The organism is Streptomyces sp. NPDC004126 (assembly GCF_050275515.1).
Classification (GTDB): domain Bacteria; phylum Actinomycetota; class Actinomycetes; order Streptomycetales; family Streptomycetaceae; genus Streptomyces.
Genome location: NZ_JBNNPF010000044.1, coordinates 1 through 14,688 on the forward strand (window position 1 = coordinate 1; position 14,688 = coordinate 14,688).

Annotated in this window: 14 protein-coding genes; 4 read left to right on the forward strand and 10 right to left on the reverse strand. The window is 74.4% G+C overall.

The window, feature by feature from the left end; all coding sequences use genetic code 11:
• Nucleotides 1–228 precede the first annotated feature (228 nt).
• From mshC to ACQKM2_RS31130, 4 genes are all read right to left on the reverse strand, one after another.
• Complete coding sequence (gene mshC, locus ACQKM2_RS31115; RefSeq protein ID WP_427715599.1) at nt 229–1,458, reverse strand: cysteine--1-D-myo-inosityl 2-amino-2-deoxy-alpha-D-glucopyranoside ligase; 1,230 nt, start codon at nt 1,456–1,458, stop codon at nt 229–231.
• A 120-nt stretch (nt 1,459–1,578) separates the two neighbouring features.
• Nucleotides 1,579–2,415, reverse strand: coding sequence for an SCO1664 family protein (locus tag ACQKM2_RS31120; RefSeq protein ID WP_427715709.1), 837 nt, complete (start codon nt 2,413–2,415; stop codon nt 1,579–1,581).
• Nucleotides 2,379–2,969 (reverse strand): DUF3090 domain-containing protein, encoded by a 591-nt coding sequence (locus ACQKM2_RS31125; protein WP_427715601.1) that lies wholly within the window; start codon nt 2,967–2,969, stop codon nt 2,379–2,381. Before ACQKM2_RS31125 ends, ACQKM2_RS31120 begins: the two co-directional genes overlap by 37 nt.
• Nucleotides 2,970–3,045: 76 nt before the next feature.
• The gene (locus tag ACQKM2_RS31130; protein WP_427715603.1) at nt 3,046–3,753 is read right to left on the reverse strand and encodes a histidine phosphatase family protein; all 708 of its coding nucleotides are present in this window, start codon (nt 3,751–3,753) and stop codon (nt 3,046–3,048) included.
• 54 nt (nt 3,754–3,807) lie between these two features.
• On the opposite strand from ACQKM2_RS31130, the gene corA reads away from it, so the two are divergent.
• Nucleotides 3,808–4,803: a magnesium/cobalt transporter CorA gene (corA, locus tag ACQKM2_RS31135; RefSeq protein ID WP_427715606.1), complete on the forward strand. Its 996-nt coding sequence runs from the start codon at nt 3,808–3,810 to the stop codon at nt 4,801–4,803.
• Nucleotides 4,804–4,824: 21 nt separating this feature from the next.
• Here the strand turns inward: corA and ACQKM2_RS31140 are convergent, their stop codons facing one another.
• On the reverse strand, nt 4,825–5,616 hold the full coding sequence (locus ACQKM2_RS31140; RefSeq protein ID WP_427715608.1) for a ferritin-like domain-containing protein: 792 nt from the start codon (nt 5,614–5,616) through the stop codon (nt 4,825–4,827).
• Nucleotides 5,617–5,849: 233 nt separating this feature from the next.
• Nucleotides 5,850–6,899, reverse strand: a complete 1,050-nt coding sequence (locus ACQKM2_RS31145; RefSeq protein WP_427715611.1) for an LLM class F420-dependent oxidoreductase — start codon at nt 6,897–6,899, stop codon at nt 5,850–5,852.
• 109 nt (nt 6,900–7,008) lie between these two features.
• On the opposite strand from ACQKM2_RS31145, the gene ACQKM2_RS31150 reads away from it, so the two are divergent.
• Both ACQKM2_RS31150 and ACQKM2_RS31155 read left to right on the forward strand, forming a co-directional pair.
• A complete protein-coding gene (locus tag ACQKM2_RS31150) occupies nt 7,009–7,992 on the forward strand; it encodes an aldo/keto reductase (protein WP_427715612.1) in 984 nt (327 codons plus the stop codon).
• 539 nt (nt 7,993–8,531) lie between these two features.
• Complete coding sequence (locus tag ACQKM2_RS31155) at nt 8,532–10,694, forward strand: ATP-binding domain-containing protein (RefSeq protein ID WP_427715712.1); 2,163 nt, start codon at nt 8,532–8,534, stop codon at nt 10,692–10,694.
• Nucleotides 10,695–10,774: 80 nt separating this feature from the next.
• Here ACQKM2_RS31155 and ACQKM2_RS31160 read toward each other — a convergent pair whose 3' ends face one another.
• Nucleotides 10,775–11,437 (reverse strand): hypothetical protein, encoded by a 663-nt coding sequence (locus tag ACQKM2_RS31160; RefSeq protein ID WP_427715615.1) that lies wholly within the window; start codon nt 11,435–11,437, stop codon nt 10,775–10,777.
• 47 nt (nt 11,438–11,484) lie between these two features.
• Here ACQKM2_RS31160 and ACQKM2_RS31165 point away from each other — a divergent pair, with 47 nt between their 5' ends.
• Nucleotides 11,485–11,673, forward strand: a complete 189-nt coding sequence (locus ACQKM2_RS31165; RefSeq protein WP_405981456.1) for a DUF5703 family protein — start codon at nt 11,485–11,487, stop codon at nt 11,671–11,673.
• Between the two features lie 39 nt (nt 11,674–11,712).
• Here the strand turns inward: ACQKM2_RS31165 and ACQKM2_RS31170 are convergent, their stop codons facing one another.
• The 3 genes from ACQKM2_RS31170 to ACQKM2_RS31180 all read right to left on the reverse strand — a co-directional run bounded on the left by ACQKM2_RS31170 (nt 11,713) and on the right by ACQKM2_RS31180 (nt 14,485).
• Nucleotides 11,713–12,615: a chaplin family protein gene (locus ACQKM2_RS31170; RefSeq protein ID WP_427715617.1), complete on the reverse strand. Its 903-nt coding sequence runs from the start codon at nt 12,613–12,615 to the stop codon at nt 11,713–11,715.
• Nucleotides 12,616–12,767: 152 nt separating this feature from the next.
• Nucleotides 12,768–13,001 (reverse strand): chaplin ChpH, encoded by a 234-nt coding sequence (gene chpH / locus ACQKM2_RS31175; RefSeq protein ID WP_125601690.1) that lies wholly within the window; start codon nt 12,999–13,001, stop codon nt 12,768–12,770.
• A gap of 158 nt (nt 13,002–13,159) precedes the next feature.
• Nucleotides 13,160–14,485: a M20/M25/M40 family metallo-hydrolase gene (locus ACQKM2_RS31180; protein ID WP_427715620.1), complete on the reverse strand. Its 1,326-nt coding sequence runs from the start codon at nt 14,483–14,485 to the stop codon at nt 13,160–13,162.
• Nucleotides 14,486–14,688 lie beyond the last annotated feature (203 nt).

A 14,688-nucleotide genomic window follows, 5' to 3' on the forward strand; every position in this document is an offset into this window, starting at 1 on the left:
GGGCTGGAATTTCGCTGCGCGAAATCCAGCCCGCGCGGCGATTGAGCGCACCGGGCGCGGAGCGCACGGAACGGGTCCGGGCGGAGCCCGGGGAACGGGCGAAGGGCGGGTAGGGGACCTGCGCCGCAGGCAACCCCGCGCACGGCGGCCCGCACGTACCCCGGCCACCGGCACGGGCACGGCAATGCCCCCGGGCTCGGGCGGAGCCAGGGGGCATCGGAGCCGGTGCTACAGCGCCACGCCCAGCAGCGCGTCCACCGTGCGGGAGACCAGGCCCGGGGCCGACTCGTCGTCGCCGTCGGAGGCGTTCTGGGCGTCCACCCACGCGTCCACGGCCGCCAGCGCCGCCGGCGCGTTCAGGTCGTCGGCCAGGGCCGCGCGGACCTCCTCCACCAGCGCCTCGGCCGGCAGGCCGTCCGGCCGGGACACGGCCGCGCGCCAGCGCGCCAGGCGGTCCTGCGCCTGCGCGAGGACGTCGTCGGTCCACTCCCAGTCCGCGCGGTAGTGGTGCGCGAGCAGGGCCAGGCGGATGGCCGCCGGGTCCACCCCGGCCCGCCGCAGGGCGGAGACGAAGACCAGGTTGCCCTTGGACTTCGACATCTTCTCGCCGTGCAGCGCGACCATGCCCGCGTGGACGTACGCCTTGGCCATCGGGAACTCGCCCGTCAGGGCCTGCGCGTGCGAGGCGCCCATCTCGTGGTGCGGGAACGCCAGGTCGGAGCCGCCGCCCTGGATGTCGAAGCCCATGCCCAGGTGCTCCAGGGCGATGGCCACGCACTCGATGTGCCAGCCCGGCCGGCCGCGGCCCAGGGAGCCGCCGTCCCAGCTCGGCTCGCCCTCGCGGGCGGCCATCCACAGCATCGGGTCGAGCGGGTTCTTCTTGCCCGGGCGCTCCGGGTCGCCGCCGCGCTCGGCGGACAGGGCCCGCATCGCCGCGGCGTCGAGGTGGGAGACCCCGCCGAAGTTCGGGTCGGCCTCCACCGAGAAGTAGACGTCGCCCTCCAGCTCGTACGCGGCGCCCGCGTCCCGCAGCCGTTCCACCAGCGGCACGATGCCCGGTATGGCCTCGACGGCGCCGATGTAGTGCTGCGGCGGCAGCATGCGCAGGGCGGTCATGTCCTCGCGGAAGAGGGCCGTCTCGCGTTCGGCGAGCTCGGTCCAGTCGTGCCCGTCGCGCAGCGCCCGCTCCAGCAGCGGATCGTCCACGTCCGTGACGTTCTGGACGTAGTGGACCTGCCGCTTGTTGTCGAGCCACACGCGCTGCACGAGGTCGAACGCGTTGTAGGTCGCCGCGTGACCGATGTGGGTCGCGTCGTACGGGGTGATCCCGCAGACGTAGAGGCGGGCGACGGGACCGGGGTCGAGGGTGATCGTCCCCTGGGTCGCGGTGTCGTGGATCTGGAGGTCGCGGCCCTTGCCGGGCAGGGCGGGGACCTCAGAAGCGGGCCAGGCATGCATGGTTCGAGCCTAACCGGACGAGTGTTCCGGAAACGAATGGGACCAGCACTGTTGGCTTGATCGGCACTCTTGCGGTCTGGCCGGATCTATGCGTCCGCGATCATCCGCAGACGTCCCTGCTCAGACGGGCGGCCAGGGGATCGAGGGCCACTGACCGGACGGCTGCGGATGCCTCCCGTCCCGCAGCAACTGCGCCACACGGGCCCGTACGGCGGCCAGCTCGACGGGAGTGATCAGTTCACCCAGCCGGGTGGCGAGCGGGGCCCCCTCCGCCAGCTGCTCCTCCAGCGACCCCAGGACCTCGCGCGCCTCCTCCGTCAGCGGCTCCCCGGCCCAGCCCCACAGGAGGGTGCGCAGCTTGTCCTCCGTGTGGAAGGTCACTCCGTGGTCGATCCCGTAGAGCCGGCCGTCCGGCGCGGGCAGCAGGTGGCCGCCCTTGCGGTCGCCGTTGTTGATCACGGCGTCCAGTACGGCGAGGCGGCGCAGCCTGGGGTCGTCGGCGTGCACGAGGAGGGCGGTGCGGCCCTCCCCGACCTCGGCGAAGGCGACCGGCTTCCAGCCCTCCCCCGCCTCCTCGCCCTCGACCAGGGCCAGCAGCCCGGACTCCGGCTGTTCTCCGGCGTCGATCCAGTGCTGGACCATGCCCTCTCCGTACGGGCCGTCGCGCAGCACGGTGGTGGGCACCAGCCCCCACCCGGTGGCCTCGGAGACCAGGTAGGCGGCGCGCTCGCGCTGCGCGAGGTTCCCGTCGGGGAAGTCCCACAGGGGCCGCTCGCCCTTGACGGGCTTGTAGACGCACTCCGCGCTGCGCCCCTCGTGGGCGACGGTGCACAGCAGGACCGCGTTGGAGGCCTCGGCGATGCGGCCGCGGACGGTGAGCTCACCGCGGGTGAGCAGCTCCTCTATCGGGGTCACCTCGCTCACGCCTGGCGCCGGTACCCGTTCTGGCGGGGGCAGACGTGCCCCTCGGGGTCGAGGGGCAGGCTGCACAGCGGGCACGGCGGCCGGCCCGCGTTGACCACGTCGAGGGCCCGCTTGGCGAAGGCCCGGGCCTGGGCGCCGGAGAGGCGGACCCGCAGCATCGGCGGGCCGTTCTCCTCGTCCTGGAGCAGTCGCTCCTCGGCCTCGGCGAGGTCCTCCTCGGATTCCGCGTCGAGTTCGACGAGCGCCTGCGCCTCGACGATCATCCGCTGTTCCTCGCCGTCCCAGGCGAGGGCCATGGTGCCGACGCGGAACTCCTCCTCGACGGGGACGTCCAGGGGTGCGGTGTCGGCGGCCTCGGCGGAGGCGACGGCCGGGACGGGGGCGTTGCCGCCGGTGCGCCGTACGACCTCGTCGAGCAGCTCGTCCATCCGCTCGGCCAGCGCCGCGACCTGGGTCTTCTCCAGGGACACGCTGGTGACGCGGGGACCCGCGGAGGCCTGGAGGAAGAAGGTGCGGCGTCCAGGCAGACCGACCGTGCCGGCCACGAAGCGGTCCGGGGGGTCGTAAAGGAACACCTGACGGGGCACGTCCAGTCTCCAAGTCTGAGGCAGGGGCAGGGCTGCTCGTGTGCTGTTGGCCCTGCCACCCTACTGCGCCGTTCGATCAGGCCGCGCCCGCGCCGCCCCCCACGACGGCGTTGCCGCCGCCCTCGGTCTCGGAGTCGGCGGAGGCGACCGGGCGCGGGATCAGCGGGGCGAGGTCACCGGTGTCGCCGAGGCGGAGCAGGAAGGGCCGGGTGGGGGTGTAGCGGATCGCGGTGACCGAGCAGGGGTCGACGTGGATCCGCTGGAAGAGGTCGAGGTGCATGCCGAGGGCGTCGGCGACGAGGGACTTGATGATGTCGCCGTGGGAGCACATGAGGAAGGCGGCGCCCGGGCCGTGCTCCTGCTCGATCCGCGCGTCCCATTCGCGTACGGCGTCCACGGCGCGGGCCTGCATGGCGCGCATGGACTCGCCGCCGGGGAAGGCCGCGGCCGAGGGGTGCTGCTGGACGATCTTCATGAGGGGTTCGTCGGCGAGTTCGGAGAGCTTGCGGCCCGACCAGTCGCCGTAGTGGCACTCGCCGATCCGCTCGTCGGTGTGCAGGGGCAGGTCGGGGCGGGCCGCGAGCAGCGGGGCCAGGGTCTCCCGGCAGCGCTGGAGCGGGCTGGAGACGGCGGCGGCGAGGGGGATCCCGTCGAGCCTGCCGGGCAGGGCGGCGGCCTGCCCGGTGCCGTGTTCGTCGAGGGCCACTCCCGGGGTCCATCCGGCGAGCAGACCTGCGGTGTTGGCGGTGGACCGCCCGTGTCGTACGAGGATCAGCGTGGCCATGCATGCAGGGTATGCGGTGACGCCGGCGTGCGGGCGGGCGCGGGTCGGGGAAGAATGCCCGGCGTGATTGTCGACTGCGCGATGTACCGGGACGGCCGCCGCTCGCAGGCCCCGGAGGACTTCTCCGACGCGCTGGAGGAGGCCCGGGCCCACGGCGACGCCTTCCTGTGGATCGGGATGTACGAGCCGACGCCCGCGGAGTTCGACCGGGTGAGCCGCGAGTTCGGGCTGCACAAGCTGGCGGTGGAGGACGCGCTGACGGCGCACCAGCGGCCGAAGCTGGAGGTGTACGACGACTCGCTGTTCGTGGTCCTCAAGCCGGTGCTGTACGACGACGACACGGACACGGTGACCACGGGCGAGCTGATGCTGTTCATCGGCGACTCCTTCGTGGTCACGGTGCGGCACGGCGAGGGGGCCGCGCTGGCGGCCGTGCGCCACCGGCTGGAGCACGAGCCGGAGGTGCTGCGGCACGGGCCGACGGCGGTGCTGTACGCGGTGTCCGACGCGGTGGTGGACCACTACATCGAGGTGGCGGCCGAGCTCCAGGCGGACCTGGAGGAGCTGGAGGCCGAGGTGTTCGCGCCGAACGCCCCCGACTCCTCCAAGAGCACCGCGGCCCGGATCTACGGCTTCAAGCGGCAGGTGCTGGAGTTCCGCCGGGCGACGAGCCCGCTGCTCCAGCCGATGGACCGGCTCGCCTTCGGGAACGTGCCCTTCGTGCACGACCACGCCCGGCCGTTCTTCCGGGACGTGGCCGACCACCTGACGAAGGCGAACGAGTACATCGAGGGCCTGGACCGGCTGCTGTCGGACGCCCTGGCCGCGCACCTGGCGCAGATGGGCGTCCGGCAGAACGACGACATGCGCAAGATCTCGGCGTGGGCGGCCATGGCGGCCGTCCCGACGATGGTCGCGGGGATCTACGGGATGAACTTCGACGACATGCCGGAGCTCAGGCAGCCCTGGGGCTATCCGGCGGTGGTGGTGCTCATGGTGGGGCTGTGCCTGGCCCTGCACCGGATGTTCAAGCGGCGCGGCTGGCTCTGATCCCCCGTCTGTCGGCGGGGCCTACGCGAACTCGTGGGTGGTCCTCGGCACGCCGCCGCCCAGCGGGTCGCGCCGCTCCGGCGGGCGCAGGCCGACCATGCGGTGCCAGCCGCTGAACCGCTCGTACGCGTACACCGCGCGGATGCCGGCGGCGAGGGCGGCGGCCTTGGGCGCGGGCCAGCGCAGCAGCCGGCCCATGTGGTCCATGACGGCGAGGCTGACGTCGCGGTAGACGCCGATCTCGGCGAGGGCGCTCTCGCGCAGGACGCGCTGGATGGTCCGGCCGTGCCCGGCGCGGGCGAGGCGGAGGAGTTCCTCGTGGCAGTAGGCGAGGTGGTTGTCCTCGTCGTTGCTGATGACGCGGACGGCCCTGCCGACCTCGGGGTGGTCGCCGAAGTGGCGCAGCAGCATGAGCATCTGGTCGGAGGCGCGCTGTTCGGTGACCCGGCTGTGGGCGAGGTAGACGACGATGTCCTCCTCGCTGAGGGGTTCGTCGCGGCGCAGCTTGTCGTGCGCGAGGCCGATGCCGCGGCGTTCCAGCAGCATCGTGTAGTCGGTCTCGGGCGGGACGGGCACGGCGGGCAGGCCGCGCTTGCGCAGCAGGGCCCGGAAGATCCGGCCGTGCTTGTCCTCGTCGGCGCCGTGCCGGGTGATCTTGGGGGCCAGGTCGCGCATGCCGTCGGGCACGAGGGCGGCGATCCGGGCGTTCTCCCAGCCGCCCTGGGACTCCCCGCTGGCGGCGATGGAGCAGAACAGCTGGAAGGAGTCGTCGTGGTCGACGATCTCCTGGAACAGGCTGCGGGCAGAGAGCATGCAACGAGTCAAAAGCGGATCGACCGGGCGGGCAACCGATGCGTGGCCGCACTCGGCCGAATGAACGAAACCGGCGGGCGCCCGGCGGGGCGTAACCCCGGGGGCGGGCCGGGCGTTGTTCGCTGTGTCGGCCGTGGCGGGGAAGACCCCCCGAGCCCCCACCACGGCCGCTGACCGCTTCTTCCCCACGCCGCCCTCGCACCGCTGCGCGGGCTTCGGGCGGCTCCCCGCTGTCAGGCGAGGCCGGCGAGCTCCAGGGCCTCGGTGCCGGCGCGCAGGGCGGCGAGGCGCTCGTCGAGGGTGAAGCCGGCCGGGGCCAGCGTGAGGGTGGTGACCCCGGCGTCGGCGTAGGCCCGCATCCCGTCCGCGATGCGCTCCACGGAGCCCAGCAGGGTGGTCGAGTCGATCAGCGAGTGCGGGACCGCGGCGGCCGCCCCGTCCTTGTCGCCGCCCAGGTACTTGGCCTGGATCTCGGCGGCCTCCTTCTCGTAGCCCATGCGCTGGGCGAGCTGGTTGTAGAAGTTCTGCTTCGGGCTGCCCATGCCGCCGACGTACAGGGCGGTGTAGGGGCGGAACACGTCCGCGAGGGCGTTCACGTCGTCGCCGAGGGCCAGCGGGACGGTCGGGCAGACGTCGAAGCCCTCCATCGTCAGCCCGGCCTTCTCGCGGCCCGCGCGGATGTGCCGCAGGGCGGTCTCCTCCAGGTGCTCGGCGGCCGGGAAGATCAGCAGGGCGCCGTCGGCGATCTCGCCGGTCTGCTCCAGGTTCTTGGGGCCGATGGCGGCGATGTAGAGCGGGATGTGCGGGCGTTCGGGGTGCACGGTCAGCTTGAGCGGCTTGCCGGGGCCGCCGGGCAGCGGGAGGGTCCAGTGCTCGCCATCGAAGCTCAGCCGTTCGCGGGACATGGCCTTGCGGACGATCTCGACGTACTCCCGGGTGCGGGCGAGCGGCTTGTCGAACTTCACGCCGTACCAGCCCTCGGAGACCTGCGGTCCGGAGACGCCGAGGCCGAGCCGGAAGCGGCCCTTGGTGAGGGAGTCCAGGGTGGCGGCGGTCATGGCCGTCATCGCGGGCTGGCGGGCCGGGATCTGGAAGATGGCCGAGCCGACGTCGATCCGCTCCGTCTGGGCGGCCACCCAGGCCAGTACGGTCGCGGCGTCGGAGCCGTAGGCCTCGGCCGCCCAGCAGACGTCGTAGCCGAGGCGGTCGGCCTCCTGGGCGACGGCGAGGTTGTCGGCGTCCATGCCCGCACCCCAGTAGCCGAGATTGATGCCGAGCCGCATGTGTCGTCCCCTAACGGATGTGCCGGTTTACCGATCAGTAACGTGGGTCTGCGGGGGACTGTAGCGCGCCAAACGGCCCCGCGTCAGTGCCCCAGTAGTCTCAGCGCTCATGGAGCAGAGGCATCTCGGCCGCACCGGACTGCGCGTCTCCCGGATCGGCCTCGGCACCCTGACCTGGGGCCGTGACACCGGCGAGGAAGCCGCCGCCGAGCAGTTGAAGACGTTCTGGGAGGCGGGCGGCACGCTCGTCGACACGGCCGACGTGTACGGCGGCGGCGAGGCCGAGTACCTCCTCGGGCAGCTGGTGGGCTCGCTGGTACCGCGCCGGGACGTCGTCATCGCGACGAAGTCGGGCAGCGTCCCGGACCCCGACCGCCGCTTCAACGGCTCGCGCGGACACCTCCTCGCCGCCCTGGACGACTCGCTGGACCGCCTCGGCACCGACTACGTGGACCTGTGGCAGGTCCACGCCTTCGACCCGCACACCCCGCTGGAGGAGACCCTCCAGGCCCTGGACCTGGCCGTGTCCAGCGGGCGCGCCCGGTACGCGGGCGTGTCGAACTTCAGCGGCTGGCAGCTGGCGAAGGCCGCGACGTGGCAGCTCGGCGCGCCCGGGACGCGGACCCGGCTGGCCTCCACCCAGATGGAGTACTCGCTGCTCCAGCGGGGCGTGGAGCGCGAGGTGCTCCCGGCGGCGCTGGACCTGGGGGTGGGGCTGCTGCCCTCCTCCCCGCTGGGCCGCGGGGTGCTGACGGCCAAGTACCGCGACGGGACGCCGGCCGACTCCCGGGGCGCGTCGCCGGCGCTGGCCGCGCTGGTGGAGCCGTACCTGGACGAGGCGGCGGGCCTGATCGTGGACGCCGTGGTCACGGCCGCGCAGGGGCTCGCGGTCACGCCGCTCCAGGTGGCGCTGGCCTGGATCCGCGACCGGCCGGGGGTGGCCGCCCCGATCGTCGGCGCCCGGACGTCCGCGCAGCTCGGGGCGGCACTGTCGGTGGAGGCCCTTACCCTTCCGGAGGAGATCCGCCGGGCCCTGGACGACGTGTCGGCGCCCGTGCACCACTACCCGGATCAGGACTGGAGCACGCTGTGAGCACGGCCCCCGACCCCGCCGACCCCGACGCCGCGGAGGACCCGTACGAAGCCGACCCCGCTGCCGCGGAGGCCCAAGCCGCGTCCGCCGGGGCCGGCCCGGAGACCCCCGAGGCCGCGGCCGGTGCCGACGCCGACGCGGCGGAGGCCGGGGGCGCTGACGCGCCGGAGGCCGGTGCCGGTGGCGGCGCTGCGGAGGCCGGGGACGCTGACGCGCCGGAGGCCAGTGCCGATGCCGACGCGGCGGAGGCCGGAGGCGCTGACGCGGCGGAAGCCAGTACCGCTCCGGCCGAGGCCGAGGCCGGTGTCGATGCCGACGCGGCGGAGGCCGGTGCCGACGCGGCGGAGGCCGGGGCGTCGGCGGGCCCGGCCGGCGGGCCGGAGGCCGCGGAACGGCCGGGGCCGGACACGGCCGGTGACTCGGACACCGGCGCGGTCAGCGGTGACGGCGCCGGTGTGACCGGGGCCGGGGATCCGGCCGACGGGCCGGAGGCCGGCGGGGGTCCGGGGGCGGAGCCCCCGGTTTCGGGAAGGGGCGGGGTGGGGGAAAGCCCCGCAGGGCCCGACCCGGAGCCCCAGCCGGACCGGGACGCCCCCGGGTCGGAGCCCGCGGAGGGCGACGCCGAGCCCGGGCAGGACACCCCCCGGGCAGAGTCTGCGGAGGGCGACGCGGAGCCCGAGCCCGGGCAGGACGCCCCCCGGTCGGAGCCCGCGGAGGGCGACGCGGAGACCGCGGCCGGGCAGGACGGCGCCGGAGCCGAGGCGGCGGCGCCGCAGTTGAGCGAGGCGCAGGCCGAGCTGGCCGCGCAGAAGGTCGAGCGGGAGCGGATCGCCCGGCGCAAGGCCGAGCGCGAGGGCCCCGTCGACGCCGGCGCCAAGCTCAGCGGCAAGGCCGCCGACCTGCTGGCCGCCGTACGGGCCGTGGAGAGCGGCGCCAAGCCTCCCGCCCCGGTCTACTTCGACGAGGCCCCCGCCGCCCCCCGCAAGGCGGCCCCCGCTCCCCCGCAGCCCCGCCCGGCGGCGGCCCCGCCCGCCCCCGCCCCCGCCGTCGGGGACGTCGGTGCGGTCCGCGCCGTGCTCGCCCGCGGCGGCGCCCCCGAGGCCCTGGCCGGCCAGACCGCCGCCGTCCTCGGCGAGGGCGCGGCCGAGCAGCTCACCGAGGACCCCTGGCGGCTGCTCGCCGTCCCCGGGGTGCGCCCGACGCAGGCGGACGGCTTCGCGCAGGCCCTGCTCGGCCCCGCCGCCGGTCCCGCCGACGAGCGCCGCGGCGCCGCCCTGCTGGGCTGGCTGCTGGACCAGGCCGCCGCCAAGGGGCACACCGCCCTGGAGGCCCCGGTCCTGGAGAAGGCCCTGGCCCAGTACGGGGTGCCGGCCCCCGCCGAGACCCTGGAGGCGGCCATCGGCGACGGCGCGGTGCTGGTGTTCCACGAGCCGCTGGGCCCGCCCGCCGCCGAGGACGAGGAGCCGCCCGTACGGCTCCTCGTGGGCCTGGAGGCGCACGCCCTGGCCGAGGAGGCCCTCGCGGACGGCCTGGCCCGGCTGGCGGGCACCTTCGCCGGCCCGGCGGACTGGTCGGAGGCGGCCGCCGGTCCCGGGGCGGAGCTGGTCCGGGCCGTCGCGGGCCACGGCCTGGTCACCCACACCGGCGGGGAGGCCTCCCGCGCCGAACCGGCGGCCCTGGTGGCAGCCGCCCGGCAGCTCGGCCTGCGTGCCGTCCTCGCCGCGCACGCCCCCGCGCCGGACGCCGTCACCGTGGCCGGCCTGCTCACGGGCACGGAGGGCCCCGGGCGGGACGCCGACGGCCGCTTCGACCTGGACCTGCTGGTCGTCCTGGACGCCCCCCAGCTGGACGTGGAGCGGGCGGCCGCACTGGTGGAGTCGGTGCCCGACGGGGCCCGCCTCGTCCTCTCCGGCGACCCCGGCGTACTCGGATCGGCGGGCCCCGGCCGGGTGTTCGCCGACGTGCTGGCGGCCCGCGCCTTCCCCCAGGTGGTGTCCCGCACCCCCGACCCCGGCCCGATCGGCGAGCTGGTCTCGGGCATCGGGGTCGGGGAGCTGAACCGCGTCGACGCCCCCGGCAAGGAGGTCGTCATCGTGCCCGTGCGGGACGCCGGCGAGGCCGTGCACCGCACCGTGCAGCTGGTGGCCGAGTCGGTCCCGCGCGCCTTCGGGATCCCGGCCGGGGAGGTACAGGTCGTCACCCCGGGCCACGGCGGCCCCGCGGGGACCCGGGCGCTGAACGCGGCCCTCAAGGAGCGGCTGAACCCCGGCCCGGGCCGGTTCGCCGGCTTCGACCCGGGCGACCGGGTGGTGCACGTGCCGTCGCCCGGGCGGGCGCTGCCGGCCCGGGTGGTGTCGGCCGACGCGCAGGGGCTGCACCTGGACGCGGGGGGCGCACGGGTCGTCGTACCGCAGGACCGGGTGGAGGCGCAGGTCCGGCACGGCTGGGCGGTGACGGCGCACCAGGCGGTCGGCTCGCGCTGGCCGGCGGTGGTCGTCGTACTGCCGGGGGACGCCGCGCAGGCCCTGTCCCGGGACTGGGTGTACACGGCGTTCGGGCGGGCCGAGCGGCACCTGTCCGTGGTCCACGGGGTGGAGGACGCGCTGCCGCGCGCGGTGGCGCAGGGGCTGCCGAAGCCGCGTACGACCCGGCTGACGGGCCTGCTGCGGGCCCTCGCGGCCGCGCAGGAGGAGCAGCCGTAGCGGTTCGGGGACGAGGACCGTGCCCCGCCCGGCCGGTGTCGGCGGGCGGGGCACGGGGCGGGCGTCGTCGTCGGAGGGGATCAGGCCGGGGCGAGACCGGACTCGGCTGCGCTCTCCTCCTCGTCGGCGTCGTCGTCGAAGTCGGCCTCCTCGTCGAAGACGGAGCTCACGTCGAAGCGGTGCAGCACGTCCTGCGGATCGGTCTGCCCGAAGGGCGAGTTGAGCCAGTCCCCCGGTTCCGCGACCTCCTCCAGGGCGGCGACCCAGAGGGTGGAGTCGCCCTCCTCCAGGCCGAACTCCTTGTAGCGGGAGGCGATCTCGTCGGGCTCGTACTCCCCGAAGAGCACGCCGAGGGCTCCGGCGGTCCCGCCGTCGTCGAGGAGTTCGGCGTCCCGGTCGTGCGCGGCGACCCGTTCGGCCTGGGCGATCAGCCGCGCCGGTTCGACGACGGCGTAGTCGCGGCGGATGAGCACGCTGAACGCGGCGGGCTCGGCGGGGCCGGTGTACGGGGCACCGGTCTCGGGTGTGGGGATCTCGAAGGGGGTGACCTCGTCGTAGCGGTCGTAGAGGAGTTCGTCGTACTCCTCGGCCGCGGCGGCGAGTTCGTTGAAGGCGGCGTAGACGGCCGGGTCCTCGTCCCCGATCCTGCTCTCGACCGCGGCGAGGTGACGGTCGAGTGCGGCCTTGACCGCCTCGGCGGCGGCGCGTACCTCGGCAACAGTGGGCAGAGCGGCATCAGACATAGTGCAGACGCTATCCGTAGCGGGCCGGTGCCCGCACAATAGATGCGATGCCGGAATACGAATTCGTCGACGTGTACGTGCCCCGAGGTACGCCCCGCAAGGAGGCGACCCGCCTGCTGACCGATCATGCGGAATACGGAAATTGGGAGCTGGACCGCCTGACCCTGTACCGGGACGGCAGTCGGCGCGCCCGGTTGCGCCGCCGGATCATCCGCCAGATCCGCGCGACCTGGTGACGCGGGCCCCGGGACGGGGGCCCGCGTCGTGAGTGTCCGTCAGGCGGCGTTGCGGGCGCGCCGGTAGAGCACCGCGCCGGCCAGCAGCAGCCCGCCGGCGAGCGGTACGCCGGCCGTCAGGGCGTCACCCGCGCCCGTGGCGGCGAGTCCGGCCCCGGATCCGCCGGGGTTGCCGGGGGTCTGCGCGCCGGGCGCGCCCGGAGTCTGCCCGCCCGGGTTGCCCGGGGTCTGGCCGCCGGGGTTCCCGGGGGTGTGCCCGCCCGGGTTGCCGGGAGTCTGCCCACCGGGGTTGCCCGGCGTCTGGCCGCCCGTACCCGGGGTCTGGCCACCGGGGTTCCCCGGCGTCTGGCCACCCGGGTTGCCGGGAGTCTGCCCACCGGGGTTGCCCGGCGTCTGCCCACCCGGGGTACCCGGGGTCTGGCCACCGGGGTTCCCCGGGGTCTGGCCGCCCGGCGTGCCCGGGTTACCGGGGGTGTGGCCGCCGGGGTTGCCCGGGGTGTGGCCCCCCGGGGTACCCGGGTTACCGGGATTACCGGGGTGGCCGGGGTTACCGGGGTGGCCCGGGGTACCGGGGTGGCCCGGGTTGCCGGGGTGCCCCGGGTGATCGTCGTCGCACGGCTCGTCGTGCCCGCCGCCCGGGTGGCCGGGCTGGCCCGGGTGTCCCGGGTGTCCCGGGTGCTGCGGCTTGGCCGACTGGTTGGCGCAGCGGTTGCCGAAGGCCGGGTTCAGGCCCCCCACCACCGTCACCGTGTTGCCGCACACGTTCACCGGCGCGTCCACCGGCGCCTGCACGTTGTTCCCGGACAGCAGTCCCGGAGAGTTCGCGGCGTGCCCCGACGCCCCCGAGGCCGCCTGGGCCTGACCGCCGGCGAACGCGAGGACACCTCCCGCGGCCGCCATCGTGATCAGCGTCTTCCTCGTGACCTGAACCGGTCGTCGCATCTGTACTCGTCCCCTGGTGTGTACGTTCCGTCCGGCGTGCGGGCCGTACGGGCTCCCCCGCCCGTCACGCCGAAGAAGTGAGCTTCCGGGCCGTAAAAGCCCGGCGGCCCCGGAGCGCTGGATTGCGCTCCGGGGCCAGAACTTCAGAAGCGTCAGGCGTTGACGCAGGTGTTGCCGAAGGCCGGGTTCAGCAGGCCGATGACGTTCACGGTGTTGCCGCAGACGTTGACCGGGACGTGAACCGGAACCTGGACGACGTTGCCGGACAGGACACCGGGGGAGCCGATGGCCGCGCCCTGGGCGCCCGCGTCGGCGGCGGCCATGCCCGCACCCGCGAGAACCAGACCACCGGTGGCAGCCGCAGCGGCGACAACCTTCTTGAGCATTGTTCCTCCTAGTAGGCAAGTGCGGTCCCAGCCGCGGACCGCACCACCTGTAACGAGGAGGGATCACCAGGGCTACGAGCGTATGAGCGCATTCACTCTTCTCAGTGGAATCCGCACACCTTCCCGATTCCCCGGCGTTATGGGGCGACGGCCGCGCCTCAGGCGTTGTCGATGAACCGGTCCAGGACCCGGACGCCGAACTTCAGCCCGTCCACCGGCACCCGCTCGTCAACGCCGTGGAACATGCCGGCGAAGTCCAGCTCCGGCGGCAGCTGGAGCGGCGCGAAGCCGAAGCAGCGGATGCCGAGGTCGTCGAAGGACTTGGCGTCCGTCCCGCCCGAGAGCATGTACGGGACCGCCCGCGCGATCGGGTCCTCGGCCCGCAGGGCGCCCTGCATGGCGTCCACGAGCCGCCCGTCGAAGTCCGTCTCCAGAGCCTTGTCGCCGTGGACGTCCTCGCGCTTCACGCGCGGGCCCAGGATCCGGTCGAGGTCGGCGAAGAACTCGTCCTCGTAGCCCGGCAGGAAACGCCCGTCCACGTGCGCGGTGGCCTGGCCGGGGATGACGTTGACCTTGTAGCCGGCGCCGAGCATCGTCGGGGCGGCCGAGTTGCGCAGGGTCGCGCCGACCATCTTGGCGATACCGCCGAGCTTGGCGAGCGTGGCGTCCATGTCGTCGGGGTCGAGCGGGGTTCCGAGGGCGTCCGAGAGCTCGTCGAGGAAGTGTCGAACGGTCTTCGTGACGCGCACCGGCCACTGGTGGCGGCCGAGGCGGCCGACGGCCTCGCACAGCTCGGTGATCGCGTTGTCGTTGTTGGTCATGGAGCCGTGGCCCGCGGTGCCCTCGACCGTGAGGCGCATCCAGTGCATGCCCTTCTGGGCGGTCTCCACGAGGTACAGCCGCAGGTTCTCGTTCACCGTGAAGGAGAAGCCGCCGACCTCGCCGATGGCCTCGGTGACGCCCTCGAACAGCCCGGGGTGCTTGTCGACGAGGTGCCGGGCGCCGTACGTGCCGCCCGCCTCCTCGTCCGCGAGGAAGGCCAGCACGATGTCGCGCGGGGGCTTGCGCCCGCTGCGCATGCGGTCGCGCACGACGGCCAGCGTCATCGCGTCCATGTCCTTCATGTCGACCGCGCCGCGGCCCCAGACGCAGCCGTCGGCGATCTCGCCCGAGAAGGGGTCGTAGGTCCAGTCGGCGGCGTTGGCGGGGACGACGTCGGTGTGCCCGTGGATCAGCAGGGCCGGACGTGAGGGGTCCTCGCCCTCGATGCGGGCCACGGTCGACGCGCGCCCCTTGTGCGACTCGAAGATCTGCGGCTCCAGCCCGACCTCGGCCAGCTTCTCGGCGACCCACTCGGCCGCCTTGCGCTCGCCGGGTCCCGAGTGGTCCCCGTAGTTGCTGGTGTCGATCCGGATGAGGTCCCGGCAGAGGTCGACGACCTCGTCCTCGCCGGAGACGGCCTTGCCCGCGCCCGATGCGCTCACGCTGTTCCTCCCACTGATCAGTACCGGCTACCCCCACCATCCTCGCGCCCCCGGCCGCTGTGCCCAAGGGCGTTCCGGGCCTGTCCGGGGGGTGTGATCGGGGGGCGCCGGCGTTTGGTAATGTTTTCCACGTCGCAACGGCCCGCGAGGGACGTGAGGCGCACACCCTGTCCGGGTGGCGGAATGGCAGACGCGCTAGCTTG

Bases quoted from the DNA above. Each gene is read 5' to 3' on its own strand.
- chpH (WP_125601690.1), bottom strand. From the start codon at position 13,001: ATGCTCAAGAAGGTTGTCGCCGCTGCGGCTGCCACCGGTGGTCTGGTT.
- ACQKM2_RS31165 (WP_405981456.1), top strand. From the start codon at position 11,485: ATGCCGGAATACGAATTCGTCGACGTGTACGTGCCCCGAGGTACGCCC.
- ACQKM2_RS31140 (WP_427715608.1), bottom strand. From the start codon at position 5,616: ATGCTCTCTGCCCGCAGCCTGTTCCAGGAGATCGTCGACCACGACGAC.
- ACQKM2_RS31170 (WP_427715617.1), bottom strand. From the start codon at position 12,615: ATGCGACGACCGGTTCAGGTCACGAGGAAGACGCTGATCACGATGGCG.
- ACQKM2_RS31160 (WP_427715615.1), bottom strand. From the start codon at position 11,437: ATGTCTGATGCCGCTCTGCCCACTGTTGCCGAGGTACGCGCCGCCGCC.
- mshC (WP_427715599.1), bottom strand. From the start codon at position 1,458: ATGCATGCCTGGCCCGCTTCTGAGGTCCCCGCCCTGCCCGGCAAGGGC.
- corA (WP_427715606.1), top strand. From the start codon at position 3,808: ATGCCCGGCGTGATTGTCGACTGCGCGATGTACCGGGACGGCCGCCGC.
- ACQKM2_RS31150 (WP_427715612.1), top strand. From the start codon at position 7,009: ATGGAGCAGAGGCATCTCGGCCGCACCGGACTGCGCGTCTCCCGGATC.
- ACQKM2_RS31145 (WP_427715611.1), bottom strand. From the start codon at position 6,899: ATGCGGCTCGGCATCAATCTCGGCTACTGGGGTGCGGGCATGGACGCC.
- ACQKM2_RS31130 (WP_427715603.1), bottom strand. From the start codon at position 3,753: ATGGCCACGCTGATCCTCGTACGACACGGGCGGTCCACCGCCAACACC.